Source organism: Mucilaginibacter sp. GW822-FHT03E02 (assembly GCF_058801545.1).
Map to the genome: position 1 here is coordinate 1,386,302 of NZ_JBXANJ010000001.1, position 20,620 is coordinate 1,406,921.

Genomic DNA, 20,620 nt, shown 5'->3' on the forward strand with positions numbered 1-20,620 from the left:
TTGTCCGCAACTATAAATCAAAGATAAGCATGCAACGGCTAAAAGTATTTTAAAACATCTCATAAACAGGTAATTAGTTAAGCTGTACGGTTCGTTGGTGGCCATAGCTATCAGTTATGGTTACTGATGCCATATTACTTTCAATATTAAAGAATCTGCCTGACTGCGACAAGAAAGAACTTCCATTATAAAACTCCTGCCTGGTCATTTTTCCATTTTTATATTTGATGGTTGCAAAAGCATCCAATGGCTGTAAAGCAACCGTTTTAACACTGCGGTTAAGCTCAAATAACTTCAGCGCATCGCGGTTTTGGGTTGCTGCAAGCATATAACTCCCTTTGGCGCTTCTTAATTTAACAAGGCCTTTGCCATCGCCAGGTATGTATAAACCGCTTTGCAAAATACTTAAGGGTTTAAAACCACCTTTGCCATCACCTTTTAGCACCAGTCCGTTAAATGCATCGTAGCGGCCTGTTGCAACCTCGGTACCGTAATCATTGCCGCTCAGGGCTACATCAAGGTTGCCGTCGCCATCAAAATCATCAACGGTAATACCGCAAAGTTCAGACTGCTGGGCATCAATTGGTAACGGCGTCACTGTAAATTTACCGCCACCATCGTTGCGCAAATAGCACGACTGCAGGTAGTTTACCTTCAGACGGATAGCACCCTCACGCATTTTTGGGGTGATTACCGAATCCATAGGCGCCACAGCAAGAGAGTGGTAGTTTTGGAATTTGATACGCATGCTAATCATTTGCTTCACAATATCATCGCGCCCAAATGCCGGAAACTCCCGCTTCACGCCATCCTGATCTTTTAAAAACACAGATGGGAAAGCATCATAACTATCATTATTATCAAAATCTTTAGCTGTTATATAAATAGGGTATTGGTCTGATGCTTTGTAAAAAGTATTCAGCCCAGTATTTCCTACAATGTAGTCGATATCACCATCATGATCAAAATCGCCTGCGGCAATGGTATTCCACCAGCCTAATTTATCGGCTACCCCGGTGTTGCTTGTAATGTTTTTGAATACGCCTTTATCATTTTTCAAAAAGGTAATTGGCATCCATTCGCCCGTAAGTATTAAATCGGGCCAGCCATCATTGTTAAAATCGGTAAAAGTAGCATCGCATACCAGGCCGATATTTTTTAACGCGGGCGCTACCACTGCAGATACATCGGTAAATTTGATAACACCATTTTTGCTGTCGTTACGCAAAATGAAACTGGATACTGGTTTAGGATAATTCCATGGATCAACACGGCCCGATACAAAAAGATCGAGCTTGCCATCATGGTCAAAATCAACTGCCTTTACGCACAATTTACTGGTGAGGTTTTTGGGCAATGCATCTGGCTGCAATATAAAATTACCTTTACCATCATTCAGGTAAAACCTATCCTGGTAATTGGCCGACCCCGGCTGGGTTTCAAACCCGCCGCTGGCAATATATAAATCAGGATGGCCATCGCCGTTGGCATCAAATAACAGCAAACCTTCATCTTTATTACCAGCTACCTGGGCCAAATATGAACCCATATCCATGGGGTTTAAAGCAGGTGCCTTCACCGGCGATTGCGGCAGCAAATTGCGCTGAATAAATTTACCGCTGGCTTGTTGCAATAATAACTGTGCCGGGTATAAAGTTGTACCGCCAATTACCATATCATCAAAACCATTGCCATCTACATCGCCAACTGCCACTGCCGGGGTATATTGCGATAATTTATGAGGGATTAATTTTTGAACGTTAAAATCGATATAGTCTTTTTCCTGGTGCTTATAGTTAATACCTGCCGATTTTGTTATCTCGCGAAAAAGTGCGCCCGTGTTTTGGGCCGGAAGCTTAAATGAATAGGGCTCTCTTGCGTCGGCCATGCTTACTTTAAGCGTTTGGTTGGCCTTTACATTTTTCAGCACCTGTTTTTTCCCATTATCCCAACTGATAACAACCGAATCTAACTGAGGTACGTTACCCAAGCCAAAATGGGCTATATTTTGAATGGTAGACAGATAGCCACGGTATGGCGTGTTTTCATATACCTGCTGCTGGCCGTGGTTGTAATAAATATTGGCAAATGCCCCAATGCCGCCAAGGTTTTGCGGGCCGCCTTTAAATTGTATGTGTAAATAGTTGTTGCCGGTTTTATTTTTGTCGCGGGCTGTATTTCTGTAAACAAAGGCTTCGTCATCAATGTTATTGATAATCATGTCCATAGCGCCGTCATTATCCAGGTCGGCGTAAGCCGCCCCGTTTGAAAATGACGGTGTGCCGAGGCCCCATTCTTTAGTTACATCGGTAAATTGCAACCCGTCGGTATTTTTAAATGCATAGTTGGGTATTTTTACAATCGGTATCTGGTCAAGGATTTGTTTGTTTGACGCGATTGCAAAAGCCCGGTTCCTGAAGGTAATAAAGTCATGATCGGTAACGTCGCGGGGATAGCCATTGGTCACTATCAGATCTCGTAAGCCATCGTTATCAAAATCAGTAAGCATTGGGCCCCAGCTCCAGTCTGTTTGGCCCACGCCGCTTAAAAAAGCAACTTCACTAAAAACTGGCGCGCCTATTGAATCATTTTGGCCCAGGCGCGGGCCTTTATTTATTTGTAAGGTATTGCGTGTATATTGGTATTGTTGGTTATAGCGGTCAAAATTTTGAAATATCTGGTAATTATTGCCGGGCATAAACATCTTTTTACGATAATTATCCTCAGGGTTCATATCAACTTCAAATGCATCAACCAGCCCATCGTTGTTAACATCTTCAAAATCCTGTCCCATGGCACTAAATGAAGTATGCTTAAAGTATTCTTTAGATCGGTCTGTAAAAGTACCATCGCCATTATTGATGTACAGTATATTATCGGGTAAAAAATCGTTGGTTACATAAATGTCCTTCCAGCCATCTTTGTTAATATCAACAATAGTTGTAGCATGCCCGTAGCCTTCAATAGTTATGCCCGCCTGTTTTGATACGTTGGTAAATACGGGATGTTTAAGTGCGGCGTTCCAATCATTACGATAAAGCCTGCCTGTACTTTTGTGGCTGCCATCCTTTATAGTAGGCCTAAAAGTACTTTGATTATCGCTGGCTAAAGCTTCATTTACAGTAACGTACATATCCAGGTCGCCATCGTTGTCATAATCAAAAAACGACGCCATGGTAGAGTGCACGTTAATATCCAGACCATACTCTTTACCCATTTCTTTAAAAACCGGTACACCATCTTCGCCAACGCCCTGATTTACGTATAGCAAGTTAGTACGCTTAACAGAATCGTCGAGCAAGGTATTACAAACATATATATCGGCAAGGCCATCGTTATTAATATCTACAACAGCAACTCCCCTGCCCCAGCCTCCTTTTCCGCCAACCCCCGCCTTTGCGGTTACATCCTCAAACTTCATATCGCCTTTGTTAAGGTATAGCCTGTTTGAGAGTGTATTGGCAACAAAATAAATGTCCTGCAAGCCATCGTTATTAAAATCGCCTATACCTACCCCGCCCCCATTGTAAAGGTTAAGCTTGGTAAGAGGGTTTATTTTATCATCTTCAACAATGGTATTACTAAAGGTAATACCTGATGCCGATGAGGGTATCTGTTGAAAAAGCGCCGACTTTTTACAGGCAGATAAAGACACAAGCAGGCTAATAAATATGTAGGTATACTTCATGAATTTTGGACAGTAGGCTATAAAAAAAGGTGGAGAAAATTATCTCCACCTAAATTAGAATAATCGAACGGGTTATCAAAAATTAATAACCAGGATTTTGTTTTAAAATGATTGGACCTTTTGCGTTAGCAATATCAATTTGTGCCTGAGGGATTGGGCGGTACTCGCTCTTGTTAGGAGTGAATTTGGCATCTTTCAGGGTAATATCAATTGATTTGTCGCTTGCAAAGAAAGTATTCATCTCAGCAGTCTGGTAAGCGCTGCCCCAACGTTGTAAGTCGAAGAAACGGTGACCTTCCATAGCTAACTCAATTTTGCGCTCAAAACGTACGGCTTTACGTGCATAAGCCTGATCGGCAAACACGGTGTAAAGACCAACTTTATAATTAGCTGCCGGCGTAGTTTGAACGGTATAAATTGATTTTGAAGCATCGTAAGGGGAGTTCAAATAAACCCATCCGCTTTTGACACCGGCACGGGTACGTACCTGGTTAACAAGTGCCATTGCAGCAGGAAGGTTGTTTGCTTCAACCTGGCATTCAGCAGCCCATAACAGGATATCTGAGTAACGGATTAAATTTACGTTGTTCGAAGTACTCAAAGCAGAAGTCCAGGTATTTTCTGTACTTGTGTTAGTACCAACTTCGCTTTTTGAATACACGTTCTTTTTAGGGCTGAAGTGACCATCAGACCCTGGGTTACGAATCCATGCATCACCAGGGTGTGGACCCCAGTCAAGATAAGGAATACCTTTACGGCCCATAGTAACATCAATACGTGGATCTAATGTACCGGTGTAGGTTACATCAGTTACAGCAGGTGCCGAGTTGAAATCATCTAACAATGGTAAACCGGTTACAGCATCTGTTTTGTAAGAGTTAGCCAGCCATTGCGATGGGTTAAAGAAACCGCAGCAACCACCAGGACCACCGTTGTAAGGGAAGTTAAGGTTATCGCCCTGGTTACTATTATTACCCAATGATCCATCATTCACCGATGCCTGAACAGCAAATACTGATTCGGCGCTGTTTTTCTGACCTGCTTCCGGGCTAAAGTTTTGCTGAAAGTGATCATTTAAAGCATATGTTAAACCACCGGCAGTTTTACCACTTGCCATTAAAGTAGTTAATATAGGCAATGCAGAAGTATATTTAGCTTCGGCCATAAAAACTTTTGCCTGGTATGCCATTGCAGCATATTTATTTGCACGCGCTTTTTGAGGCTGAGTTTCCGGAAGATTATCGGCTGCAAATTTAAAGTCGGCCTCAATCATAGGGTAAATATCCTTATCGTTTTTAGTGGTATAAACTGCATCACTTGTTGTAGTTTCATCTACATAAGGAACCATAAAGAAGTTACGACGCAACTCGAAGTAAAAATAGCCTCTTAAAAACCTGGCTTCGCCACTTATCCTTTTAATGTCATCAGCAGTAAGATCCTTTGCGTTAGGAATACCGCGCAAAACATCATTTGAACGCTGTACACCATCGTAAAGAGCCGCAAATTTACCTGTTATAAAGCTATTGGTAGCGGGCAGGTTAAATGTTGCTACCGGAGTTTGATCGGCAGCACCATCTGATGGATCAGAACCTTTATAAGCATCGCCACCGGTAATACTACCAAACATCCAGTTTGAAGGGGCTGCTGATTGACCACCACCGGCACCGCCGTAACCATCCAATTCTGAATAAGCACCTATCAATAAGCTTTCGACACCCGCCTTATTTGCAAGAAGTACAGGATCAATTCTACCCAGCGCTGGCTTATCTAAAAAGCCTTTTTTCTGGCACGCGTATACTGCACATATCAGCAGCAAACACAGTGGGATGATTAATTTTAATTGAAATTTTTTCATGATTTTAATCTATTAAAATATTGTTAAAATGTAGCCTGTACACCTAATAAATAAGTTTTTTGGTTTGCCGGGTAGTTACCAAAGTCGATACCAAAGTTACTATTATCTCCCAAAGCAGATGGCTGAATTTCCGGATCTAAACCTTTGTATTTGGTAATGGTAAACAAGTTAACCGCTTGAACATAAACTCTTAGCTTCGATAAACCTACCTTTTTGAGTTGTATGCCTGGAATGCTGTAACCCAATGTTAAAGTTTTTAATCTTAGGTAAGAACCACTTTCCATGTAGTAAGAGTTAAATACAGCTGTATTGCTAAAGTTTGCAGAGGCAGTTAACACAGGGATTGTAGCATTTTGGTTAGTTGGTGTCCATGAATTAGCTATAATTCCTTTAGATACGTTTCCTTTGAATACTTGTGGAAAATCTGTCCAGTATTTAATGTAATTAATGTTTTTGTTACCTTGTGAACCGTAGAAGAATGCATTCAAATCAAAATTCTTGTAGTTGGTGTTCAAAGTAAAGCTATAAGTGAAATTCGGATTTGGGTTACCAAAGAAAGTTCTGTCATCCGAAGTTATTTTACCATCACCATTTACATCTTTATATTTGAAGAAACCCGGTGCAGCACTCTCCTGGGTTGGAGAAGCAGTTACATCTGCAGCATCCCTGAATAAACCTAAAACCTCATAACCAAAGAACTCGCCTAATGGCTGGCCTGGCTGTAACCTGGTGAAGTTACCAATACGGGTTGAACCAGCACTATTTCTGTCCTGATATTTTAAACCTGGAGGCAAGGCAACAACACGGCTTTTGTATGAGGTAATATTACCTGTTATGTCATATTTAAAATCGCTGCCAACGTTACCATGGTAGGTGATATTAAAGTCAAAACCCTTGTTGCTGATGTTACCGGAATTGCTATAAGCTGGGGCTGCACCACCAAGCGGATTGTAAGCTGGGTTCTGGAAAAGTAAGCCACTGATTTCTTTTTTGTAAACCTCGAAACCAATCTCTAATTTATTGTTTAACAAAGTTGCATCAAAGCCGACGTTGGTCACTTTATCTTCTTCCCAGGTAGTGTTAGTGTTACCTAATGAAGCTGCGTAAGTACCTAACACAGCGCTGTTACCAGAACCTGTAACATCATAATAAGAGTTTTGCGGACCTGCTGCATAAAGGTTAGTAATGTTAGTGATACTTACGTTGTTCAATGATCCTAATTTACCCCAACCACCACGTAATTTTAAATCGTTTAACCAGCTGATATTTTTCATGAACGATTCTTGCGAAATCCTCCAACCAGCAGTTATCGACGGGAACACACCATAACGGTGGGCAGAAGAGAATACAGAAGCACCATCACGACGCAAGGTACCGCTTAACAGGTACCTGTCATTGAATGCATAATCCACTTTTCCAAATACTGAATAAATGGTTCTATAATAGATGTTGATATTCTGGTTACTTGGACCAGACGGCGAACCAGTATCCAAATCCACATAGTTAGGATCGGTTGATACACTATAGTTTGATCTTCCGGCCTGTAAACCACGATTATACACCTTATTTGACTCTGAACCTACAAACACCTTAACATCGTGTTTGCCAAATTTTTGGTTATAGTTTAAAGTATTAGTCCACAAGTATGTACTGTTGTAGCCTGCGCCTTCGGTGTAGTTATTAGGGTTGGTGTTACCTTCGGCGTTTTCGTAAGCAGTATAATTAAAAGAGTGGAAGTAGTAATTATCAAAAGTACCGCCAAATTGCGTGCGGGCAGTAAAGTGTTTCAGGAAGTCTACTTCTGCAAACACGTTACCAGCCATCTGCCAGTCATTCCCCTGGTTTACCTTTGCACGTGTTTGTATAGCAACTGGGTTTGACGCGTTACCTAAACCAGCTGATTTTGTACCTGCAAAATTACCCTTAATGTCATAAACTGGTATAATCGGAGGTTCACGATAGGTGTGTGAAATGGCGTTGCCTTCGTTTTGGTTACCAATTGTTGGGTTGCTTTTAAAGAACATATAAGCGTTTTCGCCTACACGAATGTGATCACCAATGGCAAAATTTGTATTAACACGCAATGCGTAACGTTTTAAGTAAGTGTTAAGCAAAGTACCTTGTTGATTAAGGTAATTAACAGACATCAAATAGCTTGATTTATCGCTACCGCCGCTTGCCGTAATGTTGTGGAAAGTTTGAGGGGCAGATTTAAATACTTCATGAAACCAATCGGTGCCTGTTTTGTTGGCTTTGGTGATCTGGTTACTATTGATGTTATAAGTAGCAGGGTCGGTATTAGCACCACCAGATGCTGTTGCAGTTGGCGTAATATAATCAGGGATTGTAACCGAAGTACCTGGGAACTGAACGCTACCTACTGATTTTTGGAGAGCTTCTGCATATTCCTGGGTACCTGCAAGGTTAAAGCCATTACTTAGCGGCTTTTGGCTACCGTAATAAGCATCATAACTAATACTAGCGCGGCCTGATTTACCTTTTTTGGTAGTAATTACAACCACACCATTTGAACCCTGCACACCATAGATGGCAGCAGAACCTGCATCTTTCAGTACCTGGATTGATTCGATGTCGTTTGCGTTAACATCATTAAAATTGCCTTGCACACCATCAATAATATACAATGGATCGGAGTTACCTGTTGATGTAATACCACGCACGCGCACCGAGCTTCCGCTACCTGGCTGACCGTTGTTGATTACGGTAACACCTGCTGCCTGGCCTTGCAATAATGCTGCCGCCTGGCCGCCTGGTACAGTTTTTAAGTTGGCAACGTTAACAACAGCAACCGAACCGGTGATGTCTTTTTTACGTTGCGAACCGTACCCTGTTACTACCACCTCGTTCAGCGCGTTGCTGCCTGCAACAAGAGTAACCGTGATGCTGGTACTTGCACCAATTTTAACTTCCTGGCTTTGATAGCCAATGTACGAAACCACAAGCGTTTGGCCCGGGCTTAATGTAAGGGTGAATTCACCGTTAACATCAGTTACTGCACCTGTAGTAGATCCCTGGATGCGTACTGACGCTCCAATGATTGGTAACTTGTCATCGCTGCCGATAACTTTACCTTTGTACTTTGTTTGGGCTGTAACTACCAATGAAGATACGAGGCAGCATAGTAGCACGCCAAGGAATCTTCCCTTTAGGAGTAAACTTTTAAACATGAGATTGAGATTTAGTTGATTAATATATTTGATTTAAGATCTTGGGCGGTTTTGGTGTTTATTAAGTTTGCAGTTGAACAATAACATGCCTCGTTATAATTTTTTTGGTGAGAACAAAAAAATCATGGGGCTTGGCAGCATAGTGCTGACCGGTAAAATTTGAAGACTTTAAAATGTTGGAATGTAAAAGTTTTATCATATATGAACTTCCTGTAACAAATTTAATTTATCCCCGTTACCCTGGTTTCACGCTGCCTAAAAACTAAGTGTACGTGAACTATGTTATAATACTATCAGAATTTGTATGGTTTCTGGCGTTCCAGAAATTTATATTGGCTATGCAACTAATGTAAAGAGAGTGTATTGTTTACACAAGTGAAAAATGCAGATTTACAAATTAATTATTTATAGAACCAAAAAGGCGTTAAAATTACAAATTGTGAATATTTTATTAATAAATCATTAACAAATCAAAGCCTTGTTTGTAAATTTTGCAAAGCCAAAATAACAGCACTTATGGTAAAACACAATCGATACCACACTTTATGGGCACATGTTTAATGTTGCAGGGGCCAAACCTCATTTTTTTTATTGGAACAATGCTACATGAATGTTACAAAAACATTGCAGGCTTAGTGTTAAAATATCATCATGATTTTGTAATAATGTCACTACAACATTTATTATTTTATTGCATTATAACTGTGATACAAACATTTATAAACGAAATAATAAATGTTCCGTCAACATTTATCGATTTATAAAACTGTGAAAAATTCGCCCAAAAACTCTCCCTTTAAGCAAAAAAGCACCGTGCATTAAAAAATGCACGGTGCTTTTTATCAGGTAGAATTAATTTTCTAAACTGCCCGTAGTTTCAGCCTCATATATTATTTTTTATAATTTATATTAAAAATTGTGACTGCTATTTGTTCCACCAAACCGATGCCAAATGGGTATCGCTCGAGTTTGTTCCTACCTCAACTACAAATTTGCCTGGCTCCCAATCGTACTTAAGTTGGCTGTTGTAAAACTTCAGTTGCTCGGGTGTAATGGAAAAACTTACCTCTTTGGCTTCGCCCGGCTGCAGGCTTATCTTTTTAAAATTTTTCAGCTCTTTAACCGAACGGCTGATACTTGCAACTGGGTCGCTAATGTACAATTGTACAACCTCTTCGCCTGTATATTTTCCGGTATTGGTAACTGTAACAGTTGCGGTCAGCGTTTCGTTGCCTTTAAGCGTGGTTTTACTCAACTTAACATCGCTGTAGCCAAAAGTTGTGTAACTTAAGCCATACCCAAATGGATAAAGCGGATCATTAGAAATATCCAGATAGTTTGATTTAAACTTAGTTGGTCCGCTGCTGTACGGACGGCCGGTGTTTTTGTGGTTATAATATATAGGTATCTGCCCCACACTACGCGGAAAAGTAGCTGTTATTTTTCCTGAAGGATTATACTGCCCAAATAAAACATCGGCAATTGCATTGCCTGCTTCGGTACCCGGCGCCCAAACATCAAGTATAGCGCTTGCATGGCCATTTTCCCAGGTCAAAGTAAGCGGGCGGCCATTAAATAAAACAATAACCATTGGCTTACCTAATTTAGACAATGCCTTCAGCATATTTTTTTGCGGCTCCGGGATATCAATATCCGACCGGCTTGATGATTCGCCCGACATGCTTTGCGACTCCCCTACCACCGCCACAATCACATCCGATTTATTGGCGGCATCAATAGCTTCCTTCAAAAGCTCATCAGCCGATTTCGGATCGATTGTAACCATTCCGGGGCCAAAATTCAAGCGTTTTATAAATTCAGCATCCTCGGTAATGTTTGATCCTTTGGCATAATTGATAGTAACACCATCACCAACAACGTTTTTAATCCCTTGCATTACACTGATTGACTTTTGCCATTCGCCGGCTAATATCCAGGTGCCCAGCATATCGCGCTGGTTATTGGCCAGCGGGCCAACAAGCGCTATACTGCCCGTTTTTTTAAGCGGCAGCGTTTGGTTATCGTTTTTTAACAACACAAATGAACGTTTGGTAATTTCCCTGGCAGCAGAAAGATTCGCCTCAGACATCACATCCGTTTTTTCGCGCGCGGCATCCATTGATTTGTATGGGTTATCAAACAAACCCAATTTATACTTGGCCTCTAATACCCGGCGGCAAGCCTGGTCAATTTCAAACTGGGTTATCTTTTTTTGCTGTAATGATTTTTTTAGCGTGGTTAAAAAGCCTTCGCCAACCATATCCATATCCAACCCGGCTTTTAACGCCAGGGCCGATACCGTTTGCAAATTGCCAAGGCCGTGCGCTTCCATTTCGTTAACTGCAGTATAGTCCGATACCACGAAACCTTTAAATCCCCATTGCTTGCGCAACAAGTCGGTAAGCAGCCATTGGTTACCTGTTGCGGGTACACCGTCAACGGTATTAAATGAGCTCATGAAGCTACCTGCACCCGCATCAACGGCCGCTTTGTAAGGCGGCAGGTAGTCCTGGAACATTTTAATACGGCTCATATCAACGGTATTGTATTCGCGGCCGGCTTCCGCGCCTCCATATAAAGCAAAGTGTTTTACGCAGGCCATAACCGCATCGGCATTTTTCAGGCTGGCGCCCTGGTAACCCTGTACCATAGCCTTTGCCACCTGCCCGCCGTACCATGGGTCTTCGCCGGCACCTTCTGATATCCGGCCCCAGCGTGCGTCGCGGGCGATATCAACCATGGGCGAAAACACCCAGCTTAAGCCCTCGGCAGTTGCTTCCTTTGCTGCAATATGTGCCGATTGTTTGATCAGATCCAGGTCCCACGTTGCCGACATGCCCAACGGAATTGGAAAAATAGTGCGATGCCCGTGTATAACATCCAACCCAAAAATCAACGGAATATGTAGCCGAGAGTTTTTAACAGCCGCTTCCTGTACCTCTTTGGTATGATCCACACCCCAAATGCCGAACACTCCGCCGATAGCACCCTTTTTTATTTTATCCTCTACACCTTTATTAACTACCGATCCTGTGGTTGGCGCACCGATGGTTACCAGGTTTAACTGGCCGATTTTTTCGTCGAGCGTCATTTTTTTCATCAAACCGCTCACAAAAACATCCATTTTGGCATCCTCGGTTTTATTTTGAGCCAACACCCTGTTAAAAGGCAACAACGCTACACAAAGCGGAATAACCCTGGCTATAAGTTGAGTTGAAAAATATTTGTTCATTTTTTAAATTTACGTTGTAGGGATATTGATTAACCAAAATTGGACAGGTAAAAGCGCGATTAAGCCCTTACAAAACTATTTAATTAAAAATCATCGCTTATAATTGGCTATAACACAACAACAAAATGATTGTGTATAAAGTACACAATTGTAATTATTATAATTAAATAATCAAAGTATTTTTGTAGAATAGCAAAAATGTTGACCAGAGAAGAACTTATTGAGTACAGCGACGAGGCCCGTAAAAACTACCTCGAGCATATTTCTATTGATTGTGTTGTTTTTGGCTTTCACGAAGGCCAGATGAAAATACTGTTGCTTAAAAACATAGGAGAAGAAAAATGGTACCTGCCAGGCGGCTTTGTGCTTAAGCGCGAACCTATTGAAATGGCTGCCAACCGCATTTTAAAAGAGCGTACCGGCCTCGACCAGATATTTTTGCAGCAATTTCACGTATTTGGCGATCCCGACAGGTCGAAAGTTCACAACGAGATGTATGGCGGTATGCTGCCACCTGAAAAGAACTGGTTTTCGGGCCGTTTTTTAACAATAGGGTATTATGCACTGGTTGATTTTTTTGAAGTAACACCACAGGCCGATCGCTTTTCGGAATTATGCGGCTGGCGGGATTTGGATGATATGCCCAAACTTGAGCTTGACCATGAGCTGATATTTAAAACTGCTTTAGATACCCTGCGGCTGCAATTAAACTACCAGCCCATCGGCTATAACCTGATGCCAAAGGAGTTTACTATGCCCGAACTGCAAAAACTATACGAAACCATCCTTGATAAAAAGCTGGACCGCCGCAACTTTCAGCGCCGGATTTTGGGCTTTGGCATCCTGAACCGTGCAGAACAGCCCCGTAAGGGAGGCGCCCATAAAGCGCCCTACCTCTATTCGTTTGATTTGGAAGGCTATAAACACGCGCTGACAGAGGGCTTTAAAGGAGGATGGTGATTTTTAATTACTGAATTAGTGATTTAGTGAATTGAACCTTGAGGAAGACCCTCAGTGCTATTAAGTTAAGCGTTTTCAACCCCGTAGGGGTATAACATTTGCAGAGAAAAATAGAAAAACAATGCTCCGTGCCGTACGGAACTTATGAAGCGTACCTACGGCACGCAAAAATGTTGATTTACAAATGCTACAAATGTTTTGCTCCGATGGAGCAACCTGTCAATTACTTAACTTAATTTAATAGCATTGGGAAGACCCTATTCGGATGTCACGCTGAGTGTTAAAATCCGGGTACTGTGGAGGAGAAATGACATTCAAAAATAAAAGACCGTCATCCTGAGGTACGAAGGATCTACTCGCGAACTTTTCTGTCAGGTATACACAACTGATAGATCCTTCGTACCTCAGGATGACAGGGAAATTGGAATTGTAAAATTTTGAAACAAGTTTAACCGCTTGCAGGAATTCGCCCAACAACCTACTCCGCCATATACTCCATTTTCACCTGCACATTCAGGCTTTCGTTCATTTTGGCAAACTGGCCCGAGTTGCGCGTAAAATCAGGGTCGGTATCCATGTACATGTTGGTGATTTTCACCATTTCGGGGTGCTTATCAGTGCCTATATTATAGGTAAGGCCTTCGCCGCTCTCTAAACTTTGCTTAAGTTCCAGGTATTGCTTACCTGTTATAATGATCATTTTTTCTGCGGTCATATGGTTGTTATAATTGGTACTACTTAAACGGGCACAAATAGCTTTAAGTTATGTAATATTTATACATTAAAGCTGCTACGCCAACCTGGGTATATTCCTGTTTATTATATTTACGTCAAATATAGATATAAACTGCCTTCATGATCAACCTTAAAAAATTACTCCCGGTGGCTTTGCTCCTTGGCAGCACAATGGCATCGGCACAAATAACTTTACCCATAAATACTACCCTGCAAAAAACATATACCAAAGGCACACGTACCCGGGGCGGCGCACCGGGTAAAAATTACTGGCAAAACACTGCCGACTATTCCATAAAAGTAAATTTTGATCCTAAGACCCTCGAAATTACCGGCACTGTTGGTATCGATTATATAAACAACAGTCCCGATACACTTAAAAAACTTGGCTTTAAGCTATATCCCAATGTATACCAAAAAGGAGCACCGCGGGATGCCGCTATTTCGCCAAATGATGTAAGCGATGGCGTTAAAATAAAGTCGATCACTTTGGATAATCAGCCTGTTGATAGTACCAAACGCCGTGTTAATGCTACCAATATGTCGTTAAGTGTTAAACCTATCAGCCCTAAACAAAAGGTGCATTTGGATATTGCTTATTCGTTCATCCTCAACAAAACCTCGCACATCCGCGGCGGGCAGGTTGATCCGGGCGCTTTCTTTATTGCCTACTTTTTTCCGCGGGTGGCTGTTTATGATGATATAGACGGATGGAACGAATTTCCTTACACCGGTTCGCAGGAGTTTTACAACGATTTTTGCCATTTTAATGCCGAGATTACCGTTCCCGGCGATTACCAGGTTTGGGCAACCGGCAACCTGAAAAATGCTGATGAAGTTTACAACTCTAAATATGTAAAACTAATAACCGCCGCTGCCGGCGCCGATAACGTAACAGATATTGTTACCGAAGCTGATGTAGCCGCAGGCGATATCACCAAAAAGAATGCTATCAACACCTGGAAATTTGAAGCCGACAGTGTTACCGACCTGGCTTTTGCCACCGCCAACCACTATATATGGAAAGCCAGCAGCCTGGTGGTTGATCCTAAAACCCAAAGGCGTACCCGCGTGGATGCTGTATTTAACCCGGCACATAAGGATTATTACGCGGTGGTAGATTACGCCCGCAAAACGGTAGAGAGTATGAGCTATAAATTCCCTAAATGGCCTTACCCCTACCCGCACGAAACCGTTTTTGATGGCCTTGCCCAAATGGAATACCCCATGATGGTGAACGACAACCCATTAGAGCAAAGCGAAGATGCGATAGAATTGACCGACCATGAAATTTTCCATACCATGTTCCCTTTTTACATGGGTATAAACGAAACCAAGTATGCTTTTATGGACGAAGGCTGGGCCACCATTGGCGAATGGCTGATCAGCCCCGAGATTGATCCTAAAATAACCGATCTGTATGGCATTACAGCCGTTGAAAACTCGGCAGGCAGCGAACAGGATGTACCTATCATGACGCTTACCCCCGCGCTTACAGGCATTGCAGCCTTTACCGATAATTACCCTAAACCCGGCTTTGGCTACCTTTATGTAAAAGAAATGCTGGGCGACAAACTATTTACCAAAGCACTGCACAACTATATTAACCTGTGGCATGGTAAACACCCCATGCCGTATGATTTTTTTAATTGCATGAATACCGGCGCAGGCATTAACATGAACTGGTTTTGGAAAAACTGGTTCTTTGATAACGGCATCCCCGACCTGGCCATCAGCAAGGTAGCGCATGTGGCAAAAAAATATACGGTTACAGTTACCAGCATTGGTAACAAAGCTGTACCCGTGCACCTTACCATTTTTTATGCTGATGGCAGCAAACAGTCGGCAGGAACAAGTATTGCAGCCTGGGCAAAGGGCAATAAAACAACAACGCTTAACTTTGTAGCCGAAGGCGCCATTAAGCAAATAACATTAGGTACTACTTACGATGTAGATTCGGATAAGAGCAATAATGTTTGGAAACCATAAAAAGGGCGCAAAGAGTTCAGGAGCAAGAAACAAAGACTGAAAATCAGCGATTCTTCACCGTCATTGCGAGGCACGAAGCAATCTCTTTAGGACGATTGTTGACCTTTGCGTAATTGATCTGCAAATCGGGGATTGCTTCGTACCTTATAATGACGTGCTTGTAAGTTACTGACTGTCAATATCAAATATCCGTCATTGCGAGGCACGAAGCAATCCCCGACATGCTAAGTCCCACATAGTTTGGGATTGCTTCGTGCCTCGCAATGACGGTAGTTTTGGACATTGGTTTAACTATATTTCGTTGCACGTCATCCCCATTTTTTTCAGGATCATCCTGATGGATACTCGCAATGACGGTCTTGTAAAAATCGATAACAACAAATGCAGCTATCTTGACTCTTAATTCTTGATTCTAACTAAAAACGATGCGAAAAAAACTACCCATTGACAAAATTACCGAACCGGCAAGTAAGTTCATACACCAGGAGCATACCAGCGGTATTGTGCTTTTTATAGGTGTTTTGGTAGCTATAACCTGGGTAAACTCGCCGTTTGCGCATTCGTACCATCAACTTTGGGATATTAAAGTATCATTGGGCTTTGGCAATCACGCGCTTAATCACCCGCTGCACTTGTGGATTAATGATGGGCTAATGGCCGTGTTCTTTTTTGTGATTGGCCTGGAGTTGAAACGCGAATTTATGGCCGGCGAATTATCGACCATAAAAAAAGCTTCCCTGCCCATGGTAGCCGCTTTAGGCGGAATGATAGTGCCCGCCCTGATATACTTTTTCATTAACAAAGGAACAGCATCCGAACATGGCTGGGGTATCCCTATGGCTACGGATATCGCCTTCGCGCTGGCATTGTTATCTATTGCAGGCAAGCATATCCCATCATCGGTAAAAGTGTTTTTATCGGCATTGGCAGTGGCCGACGATTTAGGCGCTGTACTGGTGATAGCCATTTTTTACAGTTCGCATATCGATTTTGCGCCTTTAACCATTGGCGTATGCCTGTTAACCATATTACTTATTGGCAATAAACTTGGCATCCGCAGCATTATTTTTTACCTGGTGATAGGTTTTGCAGTATGGGTAGCCTTTTTGCTTTCGGGTGTGCATGCTACAATTGCCGGCGTATTGGTTGCCTTTACCATTCCTGCACGAACCCGCATCAACGAAAAAAACTATGCCGAAAGCCTGCGCAAGCTTTTGTTTGATTTTGAAGCGCAAATCCCCAATAACAGCACACTTACCACGCCCGAACAGCATGATACCATCGAAAAAATAAAGAAAATGACTACCGATGCTGAAACACCGCTGCAAAAAGTAGAGTATGGACTGCATCCCTGGGTGGCCTTTGTGGTGATGCCACTGTTCGCCCTCGCAAACGCAGGCATCATTATTGGCTCTGATTTCTTTTCGTCGTTACTAAACCCCGTAAGCCTGGGTGTGATGATTAGCCTGGTAGCCGGCAAATTTATAGGGGTGCTATCAGCCACCTGGCTCATGGTAAAGTTTGGCGCCCCACTCCCGGCAAACTCCACCTGGAAACAAATAACCGGCGTAGCGTTACTGGCTGGTGTTGGTTTTACCATGTCGCTTTTTATATCTGGCCTGGCATTTACGCATGTTGAGATGGTTGACCAGGCGAAGTATGGGATCTTGTTGGCTTCGTTGCTTGCAGGGATTTTGGGGGTGATTGTGTTGAAAAAATCATAGAAATGTAGTTTTCCACGTTTAGTGTCTACGAGCAGGTATTATCAAGGTTTATCCCCAACTGCCGAAAGTCATGAAGTTTTTGCTGCAAATTTTACAATGATAACGTTTTATGGGGAGCCAAAATAAAAGCCACTTAACTAATAATGGTCGTTGCTTTCTTTGTCCGCCGTTGCTTTTGCACTTTGGGCACAGGTGTAATTTGCGTTTTTTCTTTGACGTATTTTTATTTATATCTACAATGAGCATATCCCAAACACATTTTATTGTACGCTTATGACAGGCAGAAATGAAGTTACTTTTAACCGCAGCTGCATTTCTGCTAATATAGTAATTATTCTGTTCTATCTTTTCACAGCAAAGCTATAGATAGTTTGTGAAACGCGCTCCAATACGCTTGATTACGATATCAATCTGTCAAGTATGAGTTAAGAAACCCTCTGCCAGAGTTTGATTAATGTTAAAATGAAAACCCTATGTTGATGCCTAAGCCCCTGATACCGGCAAAAGGGCCGCTTGCATGCGCCGTAACGCCGCTATTGGTAACTGTAGAACTTTTAACGTAGTTGTGGTTTAATAAAACAAACTTGCTGTCAATATCATCCTTAAGCCCCTGTTTATCACTTGCTGATAAGCCGCTCAAATCTGTATTTCCTATTACATCGCCGCTCATGCTGCCATAGTGTAATCCCAGGATATAGACGTCTAATGATACCTTTTGGGCGATAAGCCATTTAGCGCCAATCATCACGCCCCCTCCTATGCCGTTTAAGGTGGTGTTCAAAGGCACATTTACATTATTGCCATTACCATCATTATAAACATATGGATAATCAACTTTCATACTGTTGTACCTGCCATATACCGAAACATAAAATCCACGGGGGCCATCATGTTTGCCGGTATAAAACCGTGCTTCGGCGGTAAACGTTTGGTTTGAGGTGCGGGTGTTTTTGTAATCAATATTGTCGCCATCATGTGATATTTTGTCGCTTATGGTGTTAATTAACGATACGTCGCCAATGCGGGTATCGGGCATAAATTTATATCCTGCTGATATAGTGATCTTACGGGCAACTGAACGTTCGTAGTTAAAACTGTAATTATGCAACACCAACGAGGATAAGTTAACCTGGATGTTGTTTTTTTTATAATCGCCGCTTTGAGCCGATACCTTACTGATGGAGAAACATGTTATAATACTCATAAAGACAGTTGCTATCTTTAAAAATAATGGTAAGTTTTTTTTCATGCTATTTGTGCTTAACGGTTTGGATTTGATTGGTTTACCTGGTGAAATTACTAATGTACTGTAGCTTGTACATTTAAAATTATTCTTTTTGATAATTTTTGAACAACTGGCAGTGCATAGCAAAATGAAGCCCCTTTACCCTTATTATTTTCAACCCAAATACGGCCATTCATTTTGTCGATGAAATCGCTGCATATCATGAGGGCTACACCGGCTCCCTTCTCCTTTTCGCTGCTATATTTCAGGTCTATCTTGAAATTGAAAATTCCCGGTAGTTTTTCCGGCGAAATGCCCTTGCCTTCGTCCTGTACACAAACTGTTACTTCATCGGGGCCGCCAAATCCAACAATGGTGATACTTGATTTTTTTGGCGAGAACTTAATTGCATTATGGATAAAATTACGATGGATAAATTGCACAAGTTCTTTATCGGCATAAAGGTTAATGTGGCTGTCTATGTTATTTACTAATGTAATATCATTTTCCCTGGCCATAAGTGCAAATGGTTGTAAGGCCTCGTCTATCAGCTCCCTGAGTGGCAGTACAACTGGGCTATAACTAAAACCCGATAGCTGTTGCTTTATCCATTGTAAAATATTTTCAAAAATTTCCAGCGATACATCCGATGAGCGTTCCATGGTTTCTACCAATGCTATCAATTCTTCGCGGGTAAAAGCATCCGGATCCTTCAAAACTGTAGCCAGTGTTTTTAATGTACCCAACGGCTGTCTGAAATCGTGGGCCAGGATAGACACCAGGCGGTTATTAAATTCATGGTCAACCTCCAATTTTTGATTGCGCAATTGTACCGTGCGGTTCAACTCTTCCAGGGTTTCGCTGTGGCGGCGTTTAAGCCTGTATAATCGATAAAATATGCCTACCGAAAGCGCAGTAAGCAAAAGCAGAAAGCCGAAAACTAACATCAGCGTATTGCGATTCTCGGCTCTTACCGTTAAAGCTTCAATTTGCTGGTCTTTTATAGCATAGTCAATATAATCAAGCCCCGATGTGTTGGTAAATACTTCTTCAGCTTCATATAGTTCAAGCAGTTTGCCGCTATAACGTTGCGCTTCGCGCAGATTGTTTTGATTAATGTAGATATTGTATAAACTTTTGCCAAAAACTTTGCCGTAAAAATGATAGCCCTTTAACTCCGATATTTTAAGCCCTTGTTTATAATAATAGATGGCCTTTGAGCTATCGGTAAGAATAAAAAGATCGCCGAGGCTTTTTAATATATCAAGGGTTACGTAGTTTACATCTAAGGCTATACCTTCGGCGGCGGCCTTTTGCAGTTGTGCTATACCTCGTTCGCGTTTGCCATTTTTTAGGTAAAGGTTTGCCTCTACCTGATCTGTCACCAACAACACCCGTTCATCTTTGTACTTAGTGGCTATACGGCGGGCGCGGTCAAGGTATACTTTAGTTAAATCTTCACTAACCGAATCGGGATATATCAAAAGGTAGTTGCAATACAACAAAGACATGATCGAATCTTTTTTAAGGCCGGTACCCTGGGCCAGCGCATGTTTTAAAGTTTCTACAGCCTTTTTATCCTCTTTACGTTCGTTAAAAACAAGCGCTATATTCATCAAGGTCTGAACAATATTGGCCGAGTCTCGTAACACAACATAGCGGTTGTATGCGTCATTATAATACCTAAGCGATAGTTGAAGATTGCCGCGCAGGTCATAAACTATCCCTATAATATTAAGGGCGTCGGCTTCGCCTTGCTGGTATTTTAATCTTGTAGAGATAGCCCGTGCAAGCTTTGCGTAGTAAAATGAATTATCAATGTTTCTTTCATACATCAGCATCCCCAGGCGGTTAAGGGCGTTAACGTATTTTATACTATCGTTTATTAAAGGAAGTTGTTTTTGGATATAGTCGATATCTTTTATTTGGCAATAGCCAACCTTACCCACAAATATTAGCAACAATAAAAGACCTAAATACTTCTTCATTTTACAAATCAGGCTGTGCAGGAGGGCAAACTCGAC

Annotated in this window: 10 protein-coding genes; 3 read left to right on the forward strand and 7 right to left on the reverse strand. The window is 41.9% G+C overall.

Annotated elements, in window-relative coordinates; all coding sequences use genetic code 11:
* Window positions 1-73: 73 nt before the first annotated feature.
* The 4 genes from AC1RM2_RS05610 to bglX form a co-directional block, all read right to left on the reverse strand.
* On the reverse strand, window positions 74-3,688 hold the full coding sequence (locus AC1RM2_RS05610; protein WP_492984021.1) for a VCBS repeat-containing protein: 3,615 nt from the start codon (window positions 3,686-3,688) through the stop codon (window positions 74-76).
* An 82-nt stretch (window positions 3,689-3,770) separates the two neighbouring features.
* The gene (locus AC1RM2_RS05615; protein ID WP_492984022.1) at window positions 3,771-5,543 is read right to left on the reverse strand and encodes a RagB/SusD family nutrient uptake outer membrane protein; all 1,773 of its coding nucleotides are present in this window, start codon (window positions 5,541-5,543) and stop codon (window positions 3,771-3,773) included.
* A 23-nt stretch (window positions 5,544-5,566) separates the two neighbouring features.
* The gene (locus AC1RM2_RS05620; protein ID WP_492984023.1) at window positions 5,567-8,731 is read right to left on the reverse strand and encodes a SusC/RagA family TonB-linked outer membrane protein; all 3,165 of its coding nucleotides are present in this window, start codon (window positions 8,729-8,731) and stop codon (window positions 5,567-5,569) included.
* A gap of 925 nt (window positions 8,732-9,656) precedes the next feature.
* A complete protein-coding gene (gene bglX, locus AC1RM2_RS05625; RefSeq protein WP_492984024.1) occupies window positions 9,657-11,963 on the reverse strand; it encodes a beta-glucosidase BglX in 2,307 nt (768 codons plus the stop codon).
* A 198-nt stretch (window positions 11,964-12,161) separates the two neighbouring features.
* Here bglX and AC1RM2_RS05630 point away from each other — a divergent pair, with 198 nt between their 5' ends.
* Window positions 12,162-12,923 carry an NUDIX hydrolase gene (locus AC1RM2_RS05630; protein ID WP_492984025.1) on the forward strand — a complete coding sequence of 254 codons (762 nt, stop codon included), beginning with the start codon at window positions 12,162-12,164 and terminating at the stop codon, window positions 12,921-12,923.
* Window positions 12,924-13,401: 478 nt separating this feature from the next.
* On the opposite strand, the gene AC1RM2_RS05635 is transcribed toward AC1RM2_RS05630, so the two are convergent.
* A complete protein-coding gene (locus AC1RM2_RS05635; protein WP_492984026.1) occupies window positions 13,402-13,638 on the reverse strand; it encodes a hypothetical protein in 237 nt (78 codons plus the stop codon).
* Window positions 13,639-13,778: 140 nt separating this feature from the next.
* Between AC1RM2_RS05635 and AC1RM2_RS05640 the strand changes: the two genes are divergently transcribed.
* Window positions 13,779-15,647, forward strand: a complete 1,869-nt coding sequence (locus tag AC1RM2_RS05640) for a M1 family metallopeptidase (protein WP_492984027.1) — start codon at window positions 13,779-13,781, stop codon at window positions 15,645-15,647.
* A 425-nt stretch (window positions 15,648-16,072) separates the two neighbouring features.
* Window positions 16,073-17,371, forward strand: a complete 1,299-nt coding sequence (gene nhaA / locus AC1RM2_RS05645; protein ID WP_492984028.1) for a Na+/H+ antiporter NhaA — start codon at window positions 16,073-16,075, stop codon at window positions 17,369-17,371.
* 457 nt (window positions 17,372-17,828) lie between these two features.
* On the opposite strand, the gene AC1RM2_RS05650 is transcribed toward nhaA, so the two are convergent.
* Both AC1RM2_RS05650 and AC1RM2_RS05655 read right to left on the reverse strand, forming a co-directional pair.
* Window positions 17,829-18,620, reverse strand: coding sequence for a DUF3575 domain-containing protein (locus AC1RM2_RS05650; RefSeq protein ID WP_492984029.1), 792 nt, complete (start codon window positions 18,618-18,620; stop codon window positions 17,829-17,831).
* Between the two features lie 50 nt (window positions 18,621-18,670).
* Window positions 18,671-20,584, reverse strand: a complete 1,914-nt coding sequence (locus tag AC1RM2_RS05655; protein WP_492984030.1) for an ATP-binding protein — start codon at window positions 20,582-20,584, stop codon at window positions 18,671-18,673.
* Between the last annotated feature and the right edge of the window lie 36 nt (window positions 20,585-20,620).

What these genes read in the sequence shown, in the direction of transcription:
- nhaA (WP_492984028.1), top strand. Translation starts at nt 16,073, where the DNA reads ATGCGAAAAAAACTACCCATTGACAAAATTACCGAACCGGCAAGTAAG.
- AC1RM2_RS05610 (WP_492984021.1), bottom strand. Translation starts at nt 3,688, where the DNA reads ATGAAGTATACCTACATATTTATTAGCCTGCTTGTGTCTTTATCTGCC.
- AC1RM2_RS05630 (WP_492984025.1), top strand. Translation starts at nt 12,162, where the DNA reads ATGTTGACCAGAGAAGAACTTATTGAGTACAGCGACGAGGCCCGTAAA.
- AC1RM2_RS05615 (WP_492984022.1), bottom strand. Translation starts at nt 5,543, where the DNA reads ATGAAAAAATTTCAATTAAAATTAATCATCCCACTGTGTTTGCTGCTG.
- AC1RM2_RS05640 (WP_492984027.1), top strand. Translation starts at nt 13,779, where the DNA reads ATGATCAACCTTAAAAAATTACTCCCGGTGGCTTTGCTCCTTGGCAGC.
- AC1RM2_RS05620 (WP_492984023.1), bottom strand. Translation starts at nt 8,731, where the DNA reads ATGTTTAAAAGTTTACTCCTAAAGGGAAGATTCCTTGGCGTGCTACTA.
- AC1RM2_RS05635 (WP_492984026.1), bottom strand. Translation starts at nt 13,638, where the DNA reads ATGACCGCAGAAAAAATGATCATTATAACAGGTAAGCAATACCTGGAA.
- AC1RM2_RS05655 (WP_492984030.1), bottom strand. Translation starts at nt 20,584, where the DNA reads ATGAAGAAGTATTTAGGTCTTTTATTGTTGCTAATATTTGTGGGTAAG.
- AC1RM2_RS05650 (WP_492984029.1), bottom strand. Translation starts at nt 18,620, where the DNA reads ATGAAAAAAAACTTACCATTATTTTTAAAGATAGCAACTGTCTTTATG.
- bglX (WP_492984024.1), bottom strand. Translation starts at nt 11,963, where the DNA reads ATGAACAAATATTTTTCAACTCAACTTATAGCCAGGGTTATTCCGCTT.